The sequence below is a fragment of the Bacteroidota bacterium genome, from assembly GCA_034723125.1.
Taxonomy (GTDB): domain Bacteria; phylum Bacteroidota; class Bacteroidia; order CAILMK01; family JAAYUY01; genus JAYEOP01.
Window position 1 is genome coordinate 1 of the sequence record JAYEOP010000024.1, and the last position, 18,275, is coordinate 18,275.

Sequence of the window (18,275 nt, forward strand, 5' to 3'; positions counted from 1 at the left end):
CAATTTAGAATAATGTTTACGTTTCCTTATAATTGCACTTAACGAGTGGATATAATGACCACTCATTATATTTCCATTATCTATTTTGTTGAAAAACTCCGTAATTCAATATTATTCAATGGATTATCAATTTTGTCAAATCCCTTGTTTGTAATATGAGTATAAATTTCTGTAGTTTTAATATTTTTATGTTCTAATAAAATTTGAATCAATTTTAAATCTATTCGCAAATATAATATTTTTTTTTACTGTACAACAATACAGTTTTTTCCATTTTACTCAACTTTGAATAAGCAAATTATACTTATACCAAGTTACAAACTTTTCAAAATTCCGAAAAACAATTCGGTTTATTGTGTGTTGACGTGTATATTTGACACATATCAAGTTAGTTGCAAATCAAAATCCTTTTTAGTAAGTTTAATTTTATTTCTCCTAATAGTTTTTAAAGTCTTCTTAATATGAGCTACTTTATCTTGTTTTATGAATGGCGGAATTAAAGCATCTAGGCTAATTTTTAATAAACGATTTATTATTACAATATCCTCCTTAGAAAACGGTCTTAATCCATTTATTAGCTCAGACATATAACCTTTTCTATGTCCTAAAATTTTTGCTAAATCATTTTGCTTTAATCCCAATTCTTTTAACCTATTCTTTATAAATTCCTTTCTTTTGTAATTAAATTCATTTTCCGCTCGAACAAGAGTTTCTGCTAAATCACTTTCTTCTACTTGTTCATCTGTGATTTTCAACTCATCAGACCAATGATTTGCTTCATATTGCACAATCAGATTTTTAAGATGTTCTCTAATTAAAGCATAAGAACCATCTTCTTTCTCCTGTTTTCTTAGTCTTAAATATAAAGAAGATGCCCTTTCGTGTTCAATTTCACTTTTCAGATTTTCTAATTTTAAAATATTATTTATAGCTAGTCTTTTCATAATTATATTAATTGTTGATTCCTTAACCAATTTTCAATTGTCTTTTTATTTCCCTTAAAAATCGTATTATATTCATCATGCGAACCTGTCCAAACAATTATTGCAACATCTTTCTCAAAAATAATTAAAACCATCGTTCGATGAATATTAATATCAAAGAAATAAAATCCATCAGCATGCACACAATCGGCATCTGATCTTGTAAGTTTAATATCCGTTTTTTTTGCCCATTCTGCTTTTTCTAAATCCGAAATTAGTTTATCAATAGCAAAAATCAACTTACTATTCCCTATGTTCTTTCGTTTTAATTTTACTAATCTATCTTTACCTAAAATTTCCAAATCTAAATGTTTTATAATTGCAAAGATAATATTTTTGTTCTATTATATATGAAACTTTTTGATTTTTATTTCAGATTGGAAATATCGACCATATATACTCGCTAACGACAGTCTGTCTAATAACCCTAACCACCGATTAAATTTTTGTCAAATATAAAGCTATTTCTGCTTTGCTCAAAAATAATTTGCTTTTTTTAGCCAAGGAAAGAAATTAAAACACCGGCAGCTACAGCTGAGCCAATTACTCCTGAGATGTTACTTGCCATACAATACTGTAACACATGATTTTTGGGATTATGTTTAATTGCAATTTCATTAGCAACACGTGAAGCCATTGGTACAGCACTTAATCCTGTTGCACCAATCAATGGATTTATTTTCTTTTTAAAGAATAAATTATACAATTTTACTAAAAATATACCTCCTGTGATTGAAATAACAAATGCAAACAATCCCCCAATTAGAATCATTATTGTTTTTTCATCAAAGAAAACCTTAGAAGTCATGGTAGCACCTATTGTTAAACCAAGAAAAATAGTGGAAGTATTTAGGATAGTTCCTGAAGCAGCATCTGTTAAACGCCCAATAGTAGAACCAACTTCTTTTATTAAATTACCAAAAAACAGCATTCCTAGAAGGGGTACTGATGAAGGAACAAAAATCGCAATTATAATTCCTAAAACAATAGGGAAGATAATTTTAACAACTTTCAAATTCTTTATTTCTCTTTTGGATGGATATTTAATATCCATTTCTTTCATATTAATTTGAAGTTCTTTTTTACTACAAGTAAGTTTTACTACAAAAGGAATAATAACGGGTACCAGTGCCATATAAGAATAAGCCGCAATAGCAATTGGTCCTAACAAGTGAGGAGCCAAAAGAATAGTTGTGTAGATTGCAGTTGGACCGTCAGCTCCACCGATAATACCTAATGATGCAGCTTCTTTAAGAGAAAAACCTAAAGCAACAGTAGTAAGTAAAACTGTAAAAATACCTATTTGTGCAGCAGCACCAAAAAAAGCAAGCTTAAGATTTCTTAACATTGGTCCGAAATCAGTTAAAGCTCCTATTCCCATAAAAATTATAGGAGGCAAAAATCCTGTTTTAATTAATGAATAATAAAGAAAATTCATTATTCCATATTCATTTGCAATTTCAAACAGATTTTTATAATGATTTTCATCAATTTGAATATTTTCTGCAGGCACTATTCCCATACCGCCACCTGGTAAATTGGCAAGTATTATCCCAAATCCTATTGGAATAAGCAATAAGGGTTCATATTTTTTTTTGATACCAAGAAATAATAAAAACGCACCAATTAATATCATTAAAATAAATCCCGGATTAGAAATAAAATCCGGAATAGCAGTCATTTTATAAAGATTCTCAAAAAGTTCCATTATAATTATTTAGAAAATTACTTTAATCGAATAAGAACATCATCTTCGTCAACTTCAGAACCATCTTGATTCGAAATTTCTACTACTTCACCGGAGACATCTGATTTAACAGCATTAAAAGTTTTCATTGCTTCCACATATCCGATAATATCACCTTCTTTTATCAAATTACCAACTTTTATTGGAGTCTCTGAATTTTCTTTAGTGAGGAAAAACTTACCTTCCAAAGGTGAAATTACTTCTTTAAACTTCTCGTTTGAAGGAGCAGGCGAAGAAACTTCTACAGTTTCTTTTGTTGTTTGAGCTTTTTCATCAAACTCATTAGAAGAAACAGTAACATTAAATTTTTCACCGTCAACATCAACAATCATTTTTTGAGGAGCAAAAGCAGTAGAAACTTTGTCTGCTTCCAATTTAGGTTCAGCAACAGCCTTATTAGTTCCTTCCATAATTCCGCCACCTTCAGCTTTTCTTGTTTTAATATCAGCTTCAAAAGATTTTTTTGCTTCTCCCGATTTAAAATCACGATATTGTGCAGGATGCATAGCAAGTTCCATCAATTCTTCATCATCTTGTCCATAATCCCAAGAATTTTCATCCATTTCTTTACGGAAAACATCCAATTGATCAGGATACAATTCCTGAGGAGTTCCTGTAAAAAATTCTTTATCTGCTTCTTTAGCAAGGGCTTTTAGTTCAGCATGAATTTCTCCCGGTAATTTTCCGTTTTTACCCATTAGCATATCCCAAACATTATCAGCTATCATGCTCCAGCGTTCTTTACCTTTTTCAATTTGCATTACATTCATAAGTGCAACATTTTTCACATATTGACTGTAAGGAGTTACCAAAGGAGGATAGCCTAACATTGGCCAGACGTATTGTACCTCATCAAACAATTTTATCAATAATTCATCCTGAGTAAGTTCTGGCTTATCTCTTTTTACCATCCATTTGTTAAGGCTTTTCAAATTATTTTCAAGGTCGCTCATTAGTGATCCCATCATTCCACCGGGGAGTCCGGGACCAATAAGAAGTGAATTCATAGAGCGGTTTCTTGGATTTATGTAATAACCGAGAAAATCGTCCATAAACTCTTGAATTAAGCTTCGAACTTTCATGTAAGCTTTCATATTAATTTCTTTAACCTCAAAGCCATCATCTTTCAACATGGATTGTACAGCGAGTAAATCAGCATGACCTGTTCCCCATGAAAGAGGTTGCATTGCAACATCAATATATTCAGCACCTGCTCTTGCAATTTCAAGAATTGAAGCCATAACAAAACCAGGTCCTGAATGTCCGTGATATTGGATAGGTGTGTCAGGATGCAATTTTTTAATTCCCGAAACAATTTTACCTAACCAACCCGGACGGGCAATACCTGCCATATCTTTCATACAAAGTTCGTCAGCACCATTTTTTATAAGCTTATCACCTAAGTTTACATAGTATTCAACAGTATGAACTTTTGAATATGTAAGACTCAATGTTGCCTGAGATATCATCCCTCCTTCTTGGGCATATTTTATTGAATCGATAATATTTCTTGAGTCATTTAATCCGTCAAAAGAGCGAGAGATATCAGTTCCTTGTAATTTTTTTACTTTGAACATTAATTTTCGCACATCAGCAGGTACAGGGCTCATCCTTAATCCGTTTAGAGCTCTTTCGAGCATGTGAGTTTGTATTCCTGCATCATTAAATGTTTTAGTCCACTTTCTTACTGCATTGTTAGGGTTTTCTCCAAATAATAAATTTATTTGTTCAAAACCACCACCATTGGTCTCAACACGGTCAAAACATCCCATTTCTACAATATGAGGAGCAACTTTAACTAATTGGTCAACTCTTGGAACGTATTTTCCTGATGATTGCCACATATCTCGAAAAACTAATGAAAATTTAATTTTTTGCTTTTTCATAAAATTACAATTTTTTGATTTTTATTATTTAAGGCTTTTAATATTCATTTTTATTAAACAAGTTTACATTTTCTCAATTTTTGTAACACGGGCAGATCCCTTTGTAAACACATTTATTGCAGAAACAATTGCAGAAATCTTTTTTGGATTTATAGCACTTATGCTTTGAATTTTTTTAGATGTATCTTCGGGGAAGTACTTATTAACTACCCGAATGATAAGATTTCCAACTATGACAACAAAAAATAAAATTACAAAAACAGTAAACATTCCCACTGTCATAAGTTCCAATGCCGTACTAAAATCATTCATATATAAAAGATTTTATTATTTAAAATTATAAATAAAACAGCAACAAACATATCATTTTTTTTTATTGTGATAAAATTTTTTTATATATTATTATATGTTTTTGAACAGAATAAATGCAGGATGCAGGATGCAAGATGCAGGATGCAGGATGCAAGATGCAGGATGCAGGAATGTAGAGACAATTCATGAATTGTCTAAGCCCAGCAAATAGGTGCATAATGAAACCATGTAGAAACAATTCATGAATTGTCTAAACCCAGCAAATAGGTGCATAATGAAACCATGTAGAAACAATTCATGAATTGTCTAAAACCAGTACAATGAACAGGATGCAAGATACAAATTGGAAATGGTAAAATAATTTCAAAGAAACAATGGAAACATTTCAATAATAATTCGTTTCTTAAGTATCCTTCGTTATACCTTTGTAAGCTGAAAATTATTTTATTTAAGAAGTAAAAGACAAAAAAGTGGAAAATAAATCATCAGAAATATTTAAAAAAGCAGGAAAAGTATTTTTTAAATACGGAATAAGATCTGTTTCTATGGATGATATATGTCGTGAAATTGGAATTTCAAAAAAGACCTTGTACAAATATGTTAAAAATAAAGGTGATCTAATAGACAAAATACTTGAACTGGATAGAAATAATAAAAATGAGTTTTTTTTGAGAAACATAGAAAATCTGAATGCAATTGATATTTTATTAGAAGTTAGCAAAATGTTAAGCAAAATAATTACAAAGGTAAATCCTTATCTTATGCATGAGCTTTCTAAGTATTATCCGGAAATTCATCAGAAACATAGGCAGTTGAAAATGCAAATACACTGTGAGAGGATTGAAAGAAACTTAAAAAAAGGAATAACGGAAGGACTTTACAGAAAAGATATTGATATAAAACTTACTTCAAGAATTTACATAAAAAAAATTGAAGGTATGACAGATGAAAATGTTTTTTCACCTGAAATATTTTCATTTGAAAGAATATTTGAAGAAATGTTTGTCAACTACATAAGAGGGATTTCTAATCAAAAAGGAATTGAATATTTTGAAAAAAAACGAAAATCATTAAAATTTAAGATTTAAGAAAACATGAACAAAAGAAGAATCACAATTTTATTAAGCTTTTGTTTGATAATTGTTTACAATTTTCAAATTAAAGCACAAGAATCTCAAACTTTTAGTTTAAAAGAGGCACAAGAATATGCATTAAAAAATAATGCAAATGTAAAAAACGCAAAATTAGACATTGAAAAAGCAAAAAAGAAAATATGGGAAACCACAGCAATGGGTTTACCCCATGTTAGTGCAAAAGTTGCTTATACATATTTGCCTACTGTTCCGGAAATGTCTTTTGCTACACCCTATTTAATAAATCCGGTAGATGCTCCCGGATACGGACCTGAAATGATAAGCATGGGATATCAAACAATACCCATGAAACTTGGTGTTGAAAATTCTGTTACTCTTGATGCTACTGTATCCCAATTAGTTTTTAGTGGAGCGTACATTGTTGGCTTGCAAGCAAGCAAAGTATTTAAGAAATTATCACAACATAGTCTTGAACAATCGGAGAATGATGTAAAAGAAGAAGTAGCAAATACTTATTATATGATTTTGGCAGCAGAAGAAAGCTTGAAAATTTTAAATCAAAATCATATAAATATCAATAAAACTTTATTAGAACTAACAGAATTGCACAAAGAAGGTTTTGTAGAGAACACTGATGTTGACCAAATTAAATATACTAAAATAACAATTGCAAACGCAGAAAAAGCTCTTGAAAGACAAGTTCAAATAGCATATAGATTATTAAAATTTCAAATGGGAATAGAGCTTGATAACCTCATTTCACTTTCTGAAAAACTTGAAGACATTGTTAAAGAAATAAGTATTGAAACATTATTTAACGACAATTATGATATTTCAAACAATCCAACTTATAAGTTACTTCAAACACAAGAAAATTTGCAAATGCTAAATCTTAAACGTGAAAAATCAATGTTTTTACCAACGATAACAGCTTTTTACAACCACCAAGAAAAATCAGCAAAAGCAGACTTTGATTTTTCAATGCCAAATATGTTTGGAGCAAATATGAGTATTCCGATTTTTAGTTTTGGTGAGCGATTGTCAAAAGTAAAACAAGCAGATATTGAATTGGAGAAAACAAGAAACCAAAGAAAGATGGCAATACAGGGCTTAAGACTTGAAGTTGAAAAAGCACAAATATCTTTACGTACTGCTTATGAAAAATTTCTTAATGAAAAATCAAACCTTGAATTGACAAAAAAGATTTATGATAAAACTGCAATAAAATATAAAGAAGGTATTTCTTCAAGTATGGATTTAACACAAGCAAGTTCACAGTATTTGCAGGCACAGTCAAATTATTTTAATACTGTTAACGAATTACTTAATTCAAAAAATAAATTAGAAAATTTATTGAACAAAAATTAAATTTAAAAAGAAAATGAAAAGATATATAAATATGAAAAGAATGAAAAATGTAACGATTTATGCATTAATAGCATTGTTTCTTGTATCATGTGGACAAGGAGATAAAACAAAGCAACTTGAAAAATTAAAAACTCAGCAACAAAAAATCAGTGAAAAAATTGAAAAGCTGGAAAATGAATTAAAGTCTGAGAATAAAAACAATGAAAAAGAGGTAAAAACAATTGCTGTAAAAACAAAAGAAATAAAAACAGTAAATTTTAAGCACACTATTGAAGTTCAAGGGAATATAGAATCTGATAAAAATATATTGATTCCTTCTCAAAGCCAAACAATTGTAAAAAATATTTATGTAAGCGAAGGCGACAAAGTTAGTAAAGGACAGCTACTTGCCGAAATGGATGCTTCGATAATGAAAAAATCCATTGCACAATTAGAGAAGCGATATGAATTAGCAAAAACCGTTTATGAAAGACAAAAAAGATTGTGGGATAAAGAAATTGGAAGTGAAATTCAATATTTACAAAGTAAAAACAACAAAGAAGCACTTGAAAAACAACTTGCTGCAATGTACGAACAATACAAGCTCAACCAAGTAATATCACCAATCACAGGCACAATTGATGAAATAAATCTTAAAGTTGGCGAATCAGGTGCAATGGGAGGAATTAGAGTAGTCCGTTTGACTTCTCTTAAAATAAAAGCACCTATCTCTGAAAACTACATAAATGATGTAAAAGTAGGAAACAAAGTAATTATTGAAATACCAAGTATTGATACCTCTTTTGAAAGATCAATCTCCGCAGTATCAAAAGTTATTTCGGATAACAGAACTTTTAATATTGAGTTAAGCGTTCCTTCCGATATTAAAGGTGTTTTACCCAACATGAATGTTGTGTTAACAATTGCCGATTATAAAAACAAAAAAGCTATAGTTATTCCACGTAAAATTGTTCACAAAAAACAAAACAAAACATTTGTTTTTATTTCCGAGAAAAAAGGAAAAGAAAATATTGCTAAAATTAGAGAAGTTGTTTTAGGGAAAACAAACAAAGAAAATGTTGAAATAATTTCAGGACTTAAAGAAGGTGATAAAATAATTACAGACGGACACAACAACCTTTCTGATGGTCAGGTATTAATAATTAAAAATAAATAACAAACAGATGGAAATAATATCGAATATAGAACAAGGAATAACGAATACTGAAATAAAAAAAATAGATATTAACAAAAATATAAACAGATGAAAGAAAAAAAATTCGCAATAACAAATTTTGCAGTTAACAATAAAACAACCATATATTTCTTTACAGTTGTACTAATAATATTTGGTGTAATGTCTTATCAATCAACACCAAAAGAAAGTTTTCCTGAAGTTGTATTTCCTTATTATTCAATTACTACAATTTATCCCGGAACTTCTCCTGAAGATATTGAAAACCTTGTAACACGCCCAATTGAAAAGCAACTGAAAGGCATTGATGGAATTAAAGAATTGTCAAGTAAATCAATACAAGATTTTTCAATGATTTTTATTGAATTTGAAACAAGTGTAAATGCTGATGATGCTTTTAAAGATGTAAATGATGCAGTTGATAAATCAAAATCCGATCTTCCTTCAGGAATTTTAAGTGACCCTAGCGTAAGTGAAATAAATATTTCGGAAATGCCTATTTTATATATCAATTTATCAGGAGATCTTGGGATGGATAAACTCAAAGAATATGCTGATGAGTTGCAAGATGAAATTGAAGGAATGGAGGAAGTTACCAGAGTGGATATAGTAGGTGCACTTGAAAGAGAATTTCAAATAGAAGTTGACCTTTATAAAATGCAAGCTACGAATATTTCTTTTGACATGATTGAAAGAGCTGTAGCTTTTGAAAATATGACAATTTCTTCAGGTACAGTAGAATCAGACGGTGTTCAAAGGACATTAAGAATCTTGGGTGAATTCAAAAGTATTAAAGACCTTGAAAACATCATTTTACTTAATGGTGTAAAACTTAAAGAAATTGCCGAAGTTAAAGATGGATATGCCGACAGAGAAAGCTACTCCAGACTTAACGGTCAGGAGATAATTACTCTAAACGTAATTAAAAAAACAGGAAAAAATCTTATCAATGCAGTTGACAAAATAGATAAAACACTTGAAGATTTTAAAGAAACAGCCTCTCCAAACCTGATAGTAAAAACAACTGGTGACCAAAGTACAATTACCAGAAATAGTATTAGCAATCTTTTTAATACAATTATTCTTGGATTTATTATCGTTGTTCTTGTTCTTATGTTTTTTATGGGCGTTGACAATTCGTTATTTGTAGCTATTGCAATTCCATTGTCTATGACAATTGCCTTTATTTTTGTGAATTTGGCAGGATTTACAATGAACATGGTTGTTTTAATGGCATTTATTCTTGTACTGGGAATTGTTGTTGACAACTCCATTGTTGTTGTAGAAAATATTCATCGGCATTACATGAATACGGAAAACCTTTCGATTGCAAAAGCATCAAAGAAAGCAGTAGCAGAAGTTGCAGGTCCTGTTTTTTCAGGTACTCTTACCACAATGGCTCCTTTTTTTCCACTCATGTTTTGGCCGGGAATAATGGGCGAATTTATGGTTTATATTCCTGCAACAATAATTATCACACTTACAGCTTCAATGCTTGTTGCTTATGTTATGAACCCTGTTTTTGCTGTTACATTCATGAAATATCGTGCTGATAAAAAAGTGGTAATTAACCATAGAAAAAATCTAATTGCTTCAATAGTTGTGATTGCAATAGTTGTATTTTCCTATCTCGTTAAAGTAAATTTTATAGGAAACCTTTTAGCTTTTGTATTTCTGATTTATTTAATAGTAAGATATGTTTTAATAAACCTCATTAAAAAATTCCAAAGTAAAGGAATTCCTGCGATAATGAATGTCTATAAAAACACTCTTTCATTTTTAATTAAAGGTAAAAGGGGTTACTTGGTAATAGCTTCAACAATCATTCTTTTAATATTCACTTTCTTTTTAATGGGTGTAAAAACTCCAAAAATAGTTTTCTTTCCCAAAGGTGAACCAAATACAATTTATGCTTATATAAAAATGCCTTCAGGTACTGCAATTGAAGTTACCGATTCCGTTACAAAAGTTGTAGAAAATAAAGTTTTTAACATATTGGGAGAAAATAATCCCAGTGTTGAATCAATAATTTCAAATGTTGCAATAAACGCAGGAGAAAGCCTCTTTGAAAGAATGACACAGGCAAATCTTGGAAAAGTAACTGTTGGATTTAAAGAATACAAAGACAGAGAAGTAAAGAATACTTCAAAATACATAAAAATATTAAGAAAAGAAGTTGTTGATATTCCCGGAGCAGAAATTACTGTTGTAAAAGAAGCTAATGGACCTCGCGTTGGAAAGCCAATTAATCTTGAAGTCTCAGGAGAAAATTACACTCAACTGATTCCTATTGTAGATGCTCTTAAAGAATATATTAATTCAATAAATGTAGCAGGTATTGAAGAATTAAAAACAGACCTTGAAACAAACAAACCTGAATTAATTATTAATATTAATCGCTCAAAAGCAAACAAACTTGGTGTAAACACAGGATATATAGGAATGACATTGAGAAATGCACTGTATGGAAAAGACATTTCAACATACAGAGAAGGCGAAGATGAATATGATATAAAAATGAGATTGAAGGAAAAATATAGAGACAATCTTGATGCACTAATGAATATAACAATGGTAGTTCCCGGTGGTGGAAGAAATGGAGGAGTAAACAAAATTCCGATTTCAGCAGTTGCTGATGTAGAATATGCTTCATCTTATGGAGGGATAATTAGAAAAGACCATAAAAGAGTTATTACAATTTATTCAAATGTTCTTGAAGGCTATAATGCAAATGAAATTGTTCAAAATCTTAAAACAAAATTGACAGATTTTGAAATGCCTAAAGGTTATAAATTTAAATTTACAGGTGAGCAACAAGACCAAAAAGAAAATTCACAATTTCTTAGTTTTGCTTTCTTACTTGCATTAGTGTTAATATTTATAATTCTTGTAACTCAATTTAATTCAATTTCAAAACCATTGATAATTGTTGTTCAAATTATTTTCAGTTTGATTGGTGTTTTATTGGGATTGATAATTTTCAACTTAGATATCTCAGTAATTATGACAGGAATGGGAATTATTGCTGTTGGTGGTATTGTTGTGAAAAATGCAATAATATTAATTGACTATGCCGATGTGTTAATTGCTAAAGGTGGGGATAGAAAAGAAGCAATAATTGAAGCAGGTGCTATAAGACTGATACCTGTAATTCTTACTGCTACTTCCACTATCTTGGGATTATTACCTCTTGCCATAGGAATGAATATTGACTTTGCATCATTTTTCACAACTCTTGACCCTAAAATTTATTTTGGAGGAGACAATGCAATGTTTTGGAAACCACTTTCATGGACAATAATTTTCGGTCTTTCTTTCGCAACATTTCTTACATTGATAATTGTTCCTTCTATGCTTTCACTAAAAAAGGAAAAGAAGTAATTTGTACAATTTGAAAAAAATGTGAGTTTTTGAGTGAAAGTATAACCAACAAACACTTAAGGGGGAGGTTGTAAAATTTTAATCCAAAATCCAATGGTGTTTCGTAGTCTTTTAGTCTATTTTCCAATAGTGTTTTGTGTTGTTTTAGTCAGAAATCCAATATTATATTTGACTTATTGATAAACTTTTTAGTATCTTTGCATAAAAAAATAATAGAATGAAAAGGCAAATCGAAGATTATCTAAAGCAATGGAAAAGTAATAAAAATAGGAAACCATTAATCATAAGAGGTGCAAGACAGGTTGGAAAAACATATACAATAACAAAATTTGGGGAAAAGCATTTTAAACAATATTTAAAAATCAACCTTGAAGAGAACGAGAATTTGAAATCATTTTTTAAAGACAAAAATCCTCGTAACATTATTAATGAATTATCGGTTTTTTTTAATAAACCAATCATTCCTGGTAAATCTCTGCTTTTCATAGACGAAATACAGCTATCTCAGGATGCAATAACAGTATTACGATATTTTCACGAACAAATGCCTGATTTACATATTATTGCAGCAGGTTCATTATTAGACCACACATTAAATGAAATGCAATATTCAATGCCGGTTGGCAGAGTAGAATTTGCCTATATGTATCCACTTAATTTTAAAGAATTTTTACTTGCATTGGGAGAGAAAGTACTTATAGATTATATAGAAAGTTTTTCGTTGAATAATCAATTTAGCAAGTTAATACACAGTAAAATAACTGATTATTTACGTTTATATTTTTTTATTGGAGGAATGCCTGAAGCAATAAAAACTTACATTAACACCCAAAACCTGATAGAAGTTGAGAAAATACATTCAAGTATTATTACTTCATTACAATATGATTTTGCTAAATACGGAACACGCAAACAACAAGATTATTTAAAAGATACACTTCAATATTCGGCAAATAATATTGGCAGAAAAGTAAAATATGTAAACATCAACAAGAATGTTCATTCATCTCATTTAAAAGAAGCCTTGCATAAACTTGAATTAAGTCGTATAATTCATTTGGTAAGAAAAACAAAATCGGCAAATGTTCCAATTACTCAATATGTAGATAATGATACTTTTAAACCTGTTTTTATTGATATTGGACTGGCAAATCATATCGCCCAAATAAAACTTACAGATATTAAAAATTTAATTACAGATTTTGAAGGAGCACTTGCAGAACAATTTGTAGGACAGGAATTTATTGCTTCGCTTCAGTTTTTTAAACAAGGAAAATTATATTATTGGATAAGAGAAGCAAAAAACTCTAATGCTGAAATTGATTATTTAATTCAAAAAGAAAATACAATTTATCCCGTAGAAGTAAAAGCAGGAAAAACAGGAACATTAAAATCTATGCATGTTTTTTTTGTTGAAAAAAATAAAGATATCGGTATTCGTTTTAATCTTGACTTACCGAATTATGGGGAAAATCTTACAGCAAGTATAAGATTTAAAAATAATAATAAAGAACTTAAATATAAACTAATTTCATTACCATTATATTTTGCAGGAAACATACAAAATATAAAAATTTGAATTAATTATTTAAAAAATAATAGAACTCAATTATTGTTCTATCAGTTTTTTTTTAATTTAAATATTTGCATCTTTGCAATAAAAAATACTTTAAGTCTTTAAGGTACTTCAAGCACTTTTGGATTATTAACTTTGATAATATGGAAAATAAAAAGAATAAACCATCTAAAGATAAGAAAACCGAATTTATCATACCCGAAAAAGGTTCAATTGGACTTTTGGCATTAGGGGCGGTAGGCTTAAAAGCATGGCGAAAAGTAAGAAGAGAAGCTATTTTGAAAAAAAATCAAAAAAATAATTCATGAGTAAAGCACTGGCAAAAAAAGTATTATTGATAGGCTGGGATGCAGCTGACTGGAAAGTTATAAATCCGTTAATGGATTCGGGACAAATGCCTGCATTGGAAAAATTAGTTAACAATGGTGTTATAGCTAATCTTGCTACACTGGATCCTCCTCTTTCGCCTATGCTTTGGACTTCAATAGCTACAGGGAAAAAAGCAGACAAACATGGAATACTTGGCTTTGCTGAACCTGACTCCCAAAAAGGTGGAATACGACCTGTAAATGTAACATCCCGAAAAGTAAAAGCCATCTGGAACATTCTACATAAAGAAGGAATGAAATCAAATGTTGTGGGATGGTGGCCCAGTCATCCGGCAGAACCAATCAATGGAACAATGATTTCAAATTTCTATCAGCAAGCAAATGCGGAATATGGAAAAATATGGAAAATGTTGAAAGGAACAATTCACCCAAAATCTATGGTTAAGGAACTACGAAGCATGAGAGTACATCCCGGAGAATTAACTGAAAACCATATTTTACCCTTTGTTCCTCTCGCAGCAAAAATTGACCAGAAAAAAGATAAACGAATTACTTCCGTAGCAAAAATTACTGCCGATGCAGCAAGTATCCAAGCATCATCTACACATCTAATGGAAAACACAGACTGGGATTTTATGGCTGTTTATTTTGATTCCATTGATCACTACTGCCATGGTTTTATGAAATTTCATCCACCCCAAAGAAGTGGTATTCCTGATAACTTATTTGAATATTATAAAGATGTTGTAAAAGGAGGCTATATTTATCACGACATGATGCTTGAACGTCTTTTACAACTTGCAGATAAAGACACAACAGTAATTTTAATTTCCGATCATGGATTCCATTCCGACCATTTAAGACCTGAAAGTTTACCCAAAATTCCTGCTGCTCCTGCTCTTGAGCATAGCCCCTACGGAATATTTTGCGTAAGCGGACCAAATATTAAAAAAGATGAAAGAATTTATGGTGCTTCATTGTTGGACATAACACCAACGATTTTAACAATGTTTGGTTTACCGGTAGGAAAAGATATGGACGGTAAAGTTCTTACTAATATTTTTGACAAAAAAGTTATTCCTGAAATAATTAATTCATGGGAAGAAATTGAAGGAGACTTTGGAACTCATCCTCCCACAGAACAAGAAGATGCTTTTGAATCGGCAGAAGCACTGCAACAACTTGTAGAATTAGGATATATTGAAGACCCCGGAAAAGACAAAAAAATTGCAATGGAAAAAACAGCTAATGAAGCAAAATATAATTTGTCTCGTGTTCATTCAAGTAATAAGAATTATTCTAAAGCCATAGATATTCTTGAAAAGCTTTTTGAAAAGGATAATAAAGATATCCGCTACAACTTAGACCTTGCAAATAATTATCTTAAAGTTCAGAACTTTGAAAAAACCACTAAGATATTAAAACATCTCAGAACAATTGACAACAGGGCAATACCAAATGCAGACCTTTTAGAAGGCATACTTCTTACTAATCAGGGAAAATCAAAAAAAGCACTTGAATTTTTAAAAAAAGCAGAAAAAAGCAATCCGCGTTTACCGGGAATTCACATTGAATTAGGAAAGCTTTATTTGATAACAAGGCGATACGAAAAAGCCCAAACGACATTTGAGAAAGCTCTTTCAATTGATGATTCAAGTGTAGGTGCTTTTCATGGTTTAGGACTTTCATTGCTAAGGCAAGGAAAATATGAAGAAGCTGCTAATGAAATTTTGAATGCTATAGGATTGATTTATCATTTTCCACCTGCACATTATCACCTTGGGGAAACTTTATTTATGATGAAAAAATATAAAGAATCATCAGAAGCATTTGAAGTTTGCCTTACAATGGCACCAAAACTAACAAAAGCAAGAAAATGGTTGGTAAATATTTATCAAAATAATTATAAAAACATAGAAAGAGCAGAATTTCATCAAAATATATTAAATGAACTTATGAAAGGCAAAGTAACAATTGTTTCGGGCTTACCAAGAGCAGGAACATCTTTGATGATGCAAATGCTTGAAGCCGGAGGCATAGAAGTATTAGTTGATGATAAAAGAAAAGCAAACGAAAATAATCCTAAAGGATATTACGAGTATAGTTCTGTAAAAAAATTAAGAAGTAACAACAGTTGCATTTACACTGCAGAAGGAAAATCAGTAAAAGTTATTGCACAGTTATTAGCAAATCTCCCTAAAGATTTAGAATATAAAATAATATTCATGCAGAGAAATATGTATGAAATTCTATCTTCACAGCAAAAAATGCTTGGTAAAAAAGGCAATGCTTTTCCAATGGGAATTGCCAAAGCTTTTGAAAAAGAATTGGAAAAAATTGATGTTTGGCAAAAGAAAGAACCTAATGTAAATTTGATTTATGTTGATTACAAATCAGTAATTGAAAATCCTGATACTGAAATAAATAAAATAAATGAATTTCTTGATTCTCAACTTGATACTGATAAAATGAAAAGCGTTATTGACCCTAATCTTTATAGGAATAAAGTGTAAAGGACTTTAGAATAAAACAATCGTTACTACTCAGCAACTTTACAGAATATAAAAGCCACAGACTTCGTCTGTCGAAGATATGCTAAGTGTAATAGAAGTAAGACTACGTCTGTCAAAGACAGATTCACAGATTTAAAAAATAACGAAGGTAGAATTATTCATTAAATCAAGTAAAATCAATCTGTGAATCTGTGGCATATCTATAAGCCTCAATATCTTATACCTGCTGAGTAGTAATAAACAATTTTTATCTTGAATATAGTTTTTTAGTAGTTATCCCTTTTTTGTCAACTAACTTAACAATTACAACTCCTCTATATTCAGGAAGATAAACATTTCTGTTTTCAGTTTTACATAAATTAAAGTTTAATAAAGTTTTTCCAAGAATGTCAGAAACAATTACTTCTCCTTCAAAGTCAGTATTTATAAAATGAATTTTATTATTATAAATAAATACTTCAATCTCGGAACTCTCAGTTAATTTTTCATCATTAGAATTAGCTTTATTCTCAAACTTCAATAAAAACCTGTCTTTATATTCATTAGGTGATAGGTATATCGTATATCCTGATGTATTAGTAATTTGAGTTGTTTTATTTTTGTATAAATCAATAAGATAAACATTTTCTGTATTGGAAGAATTAGTTGATTTTTTCATTTTGAAGGTATATTCACCTTCTACACCTGCATGAATTCCAATATTTACAATATCTTCATTTTTAAAAAGAGGTCTTCCTTGAATAACATATTCAACATCACTATCCTTAACAAATGAATACAATGCAATATCAGGATTGCCTCTTAATTTAGCAGCATCAAATATAGGGTCATGATTTTTAGTAGCTTTTGCTAAAAACGAAAAAGCAATTTCGTTATAATTATTAGATGGACCTTCTACGTAAACCCAAATATTATTTATATAATCAATAGCGGGAATAAAAAATTGACTACCTGCGTTTGTTGTTCTTTGAGCAGCAGTAACACTTAAAGTACTTACCCCTGAATTTACATTAACAAAAAATCCCTGACCAACAGGGATTTTGTCGGTTGGAGCTCCTGAGGCAGCCCCCGAACCGGCAGCTCCTATTGTGGTTGTCCTTGTAGAATAATCCGCAGTCCTTGTCCTGTCTCCATTTGCATCATCAAAATAATACAATGCTTGCCACGAGCTACCTAAGCTTGATGTATTGTCAGTAATAAAAGTAGAAGCTGTTAAAGCTGTAGGAAATGGATTACCTATTAAATTCCAACCACGAGGATCGCCATTTGGATAAGTTCCAGTTGTTGCAGTATAAGAAACACTTATTGTAGATATATCGTCAGGAACAGTTAAATCACCTGTAATACTTAAAGTTTTATTTGCATCTCCTACAATTGCATAACCTCTACCATTTGTTAAAGTTCCTGAAGAAATTCTTGTCCATCCAACATCCATATCTACATCATTATCAGTTTCATCATACCAATACACATTATAATCGCCAGTTGACCAAATAGAAGAAAAAGCTGCACCATCAATTGGTGAAGAAATAAAATGATAAGGATTTGATGTACTACCTGCTATATATCTTTTAACAGTTCCTGCAACATTTTGTGTACTATGAATAAGGTTACCCGTACCTGATGAGGTTGATGCAACAACAACTCCGCTATTTCCTGCATTGTTAGTAAGTGTTCCTGTAACGGTAAGAGAATATGTCGGATTAATTGTTATACTTGCACCACTTTCCACTACTAATTTAGTGATTTCTACATTAGAGTTTATTTGGGGATAATTAGTTAAGCTCCCAATAATTTGACATGTTTGAAGTGCATCAGGAATCACAGAATTATACCAATTTGAAGCTGTTTCCCATATCGCATTAGTAGTACCTGTCCACCGTATTCCATAATAAGTTGTACCATTTATTGG

Annotated in this window: 14 protein-coding genes; 7 read left to right on the forward strand and 7 right to left on the reverse strand. The window is 30.4% G+C overall.

The window, feature by feature from the left end; genetic code table 11:
- Positions 1 to 80: 80 nt before the first annotated feature.
- The 6 genes from U9R42_01000 to U9R42_01025 all read right to left on the reverse strand — a co-directional run bounded on the left by U9R42_01000 (position 81) and on the right by U9R42_01025 (position 4,928).
- The gene (locus U9R42_01000; GenBank protein MEA3494593.1) at positions 81 to 230 is read right to left on the reverse strand and encodes a hypothetical protein; all 150 of its coding nucleotides are present in this window, start codon (positions 228 to 230) and stop codon (positions 81 to 83) included.
- A gap of 153 nt (positions 231 to 383) precedes the next feature.
- Positions 384 to 944, reverse strand: a complete 561-nt coding sequence (locus U9R42_01005) for a helix-turn-helix transcriptional regulator (GenBank protein ID MEA3494594.1) — start codon at positions 942 to 944, stop codon at positions 384 to 386.
- Positions 945 to 946: 2 nt separating this feature from the next.
- Entirely contained in the window at positions 947 to 1,285 is a 339-nt protein-coding gene (locus tag U9R42_01010; protein ID MEA3494595.1) for a type II toxin-antitoxin system HigB family toxin, read from the reverse strand.
- A gap of 194 nt (positions 1,286 to 1,479) precedes the next feature.
- Positions 1,480 to 2,694, reverse strand: coding sequence for a sodium ion-translocating decarboxylase subunit beta (locus U9R42_01015; GenBank protein ID MEA3494596.1), 1,215 nt, complete (start codon positions 2,692 to 2,694; stop codon positions 1,480 to 1,482).
- Between the two features lie 14 nt (positions 2,695 to 2,708).
- Entirely contained in the window at positions 2,709 to 4,616 is a 1,908-nt protein-coding gene (locus U9R42_01020) for a biotin/lipoyl-containing protein (protein ID MEA3494597.1), read from the reverse strand.
- Between the two features lie 63 nt (positions 4,617 to 4,679).
- Positions 4,680 to 4,928 carry an OadG family protein gene (locus tag U9R42_01025; GenBank protein ID MEA3494598.1) on the reverse strand — a complete coding sequence of 83 codons (249 nt, stop codon included), beginning with the start codon at positions 4,926 to 4,928 and terminating at the stop codon, positions 4,680 to 4,682.
- 470 nt (positions 4,929 to 5,398) lie between these two features.
- Here U9R42_01025 and U9R42_01030 point away from each other — a divergent pair, with 470 nt between their 5' ends.
- The 7 genes from U9R42_01030 (at position 5,399) to U9R42_01060 (ending at position 16,363) form a co-directional block, all read left to right on the forward strand.
- Entirely contained in the window at positions 5,399 to 6,016 is a 618-nt protein-coding gene (locus U9R42_01030; protein MEA3494599.1) for a TetR/AcrR family transcriptional regulator, read from the forward strand.
- Between the two features lie 6 nt (positions 6,017 to 6,022).
- Entirely contained in the window at positions 6,023 to 7,390 is a 1,368-nt protein-coding gene (locus tag U9R42_01035) for a TolC family protein (GenBank protein ID MEA3494600.1), read from the forward strand.
- 13 nt (positions 7,391 to 7,403) lie between these two features.
- A complete protein-coding gene (locus tag U9R42_01040; GenBank protein ID MEA3494601.1) occupies positions 7,404 to 8,546 on the forward strand; it encodes an efflux RND transporter periplasmic adaptor subunit in 1,143 nt (380 codons plus the stop codon).
- An 87-nt stretch (positions 8,547 to 8,633) separates the two neighbouring features.
- Entirely contained in the window at positions 8,634 to 11,945 is a 3,312-nt protein-coding gene (locus U9R42_01045) for an efflux RND transporter permease subunit (GenBank protein MEA3494602.1), read from the forward strand.
- 217 nt (positions 11,946 to 12,162) lie between these two features.
- Positions 12,163 to 13,524 carry an AAA family ATPase gene (locus U9R42_01050; protein MEA3494603.1) on the forward strand — a complete coding sequence of 454 codons (1,362 nt, stop codon included), beginning with the start codon at positions 12,163 to 12,165 and terminating at the stop codon, positions 13,522 to 13,524.
- A 140-nt stretch (positions 13,525 to 13,664) separates the two neighbouring features.
- On the forward strand, positions 13,665 to 13,829 hold the full coding sequence (locus U9R42_01055; GenBank protein MEA3494604.1) for a hypothetical protein: 165 nt from the start codon (positions 13,665 to 13,667) through the stop codon (positions 13,827 to 13,829).
- Positions 13,826 to 16,363 carry an alkaline phosphatase family protein gene (locus tag U9R42_01060; GenBank protein MEA3494605.1) on the forward strand — a complete coding sequence of 846 codons (2,538 nt, stop codon included), beginning with the start codon at positions 13,826 to 13,828 and terminating at the stop codon, positions 16,361 to 16,363. Before U9R42_01055 ends, U9R42_01060 begins: the two co-directional genes overlap by 4 nt.
- Before the next feature lie 247 nt (positions 16,364 to 16,610).
- Here the strand turns inward: U9R42_01060 and U9R42_01065 are convergent.
- On the reverse strand, positions 16,611 to 18,275 hold a 1,665-nt coding region (locus tag U9R42_01065), incomplete at its 5' end, for a hypothetical protein (protein MEA3494606.1).

What these genes read in the sequence shown, in the direction of transcription:
- U9R42_01040 (MEA3494601.1), top strand. Translation starts at nt 7,404, where the DNA reads ATGAAAAGATATATAAATATGAAAAGAATGAAAAATGTAACGATTTAT.
- U9R42_01020 (MEA3494597.1), bottom strand. Translation starts at nt 4,616, where the DNA reads ATGAAAAAGCAAAAAATTAAATTTTCATTAGTTTTTCGAGATATGTGG.
- U9R42_01060 (MEA3494605.1), top strand. Translation starts at nt 13,826, where the DNA reads ATGAGTAAAGCACTGGCAAAAAAAGTATTATTGATAGGCTGGGATGCA.
- U9R42_01005 (MEA3494594.1), bottom strand. Translation starts at nt 944, where the DNA reads ATGAAAAGACTAGCTATAAATAATATTTTAAAATTAGAAAATCTGAAA.
- U9R42_01035 (MEA3494600.1), top strand. Translation starts at nt 6,023, where the DNA reads ATGAACAAAAGAAGAATCACAATTTTATTAAGCTTTTGTTTGATAATT.
- U9R42_01025 (MEA3494598.1), bottom strand. Translation starts at nt 4,928, where the DNA reads ATGAATGATTTTAGTACGGCATTGGAACTTATGACAGTGGGAATGTTT.
- U9R42_01050 (MEA3494603.1), top strand. Translation starts at nt 12,163, where the DNA reads ATGAAAAGGCAAATCGAAGATTATCTAAAGCAATGGAAAAGTAATAAA.
- U9R42_01055 (MEA3494604.1), top strand. Translation starts at nt 13,665, where the DNA reads ATGGAAAATAAAAAGAATAAACCATCTAAAGATAAGAAAACCGAATTT.
- U9R42_01045 (MEA3494602.1), top strand. Translation starts at nt 8,634, where the DNA reads ATGAAAGAAAAAAAATTCGCAATAACAAATTTTGCAGTTAACAATAAA.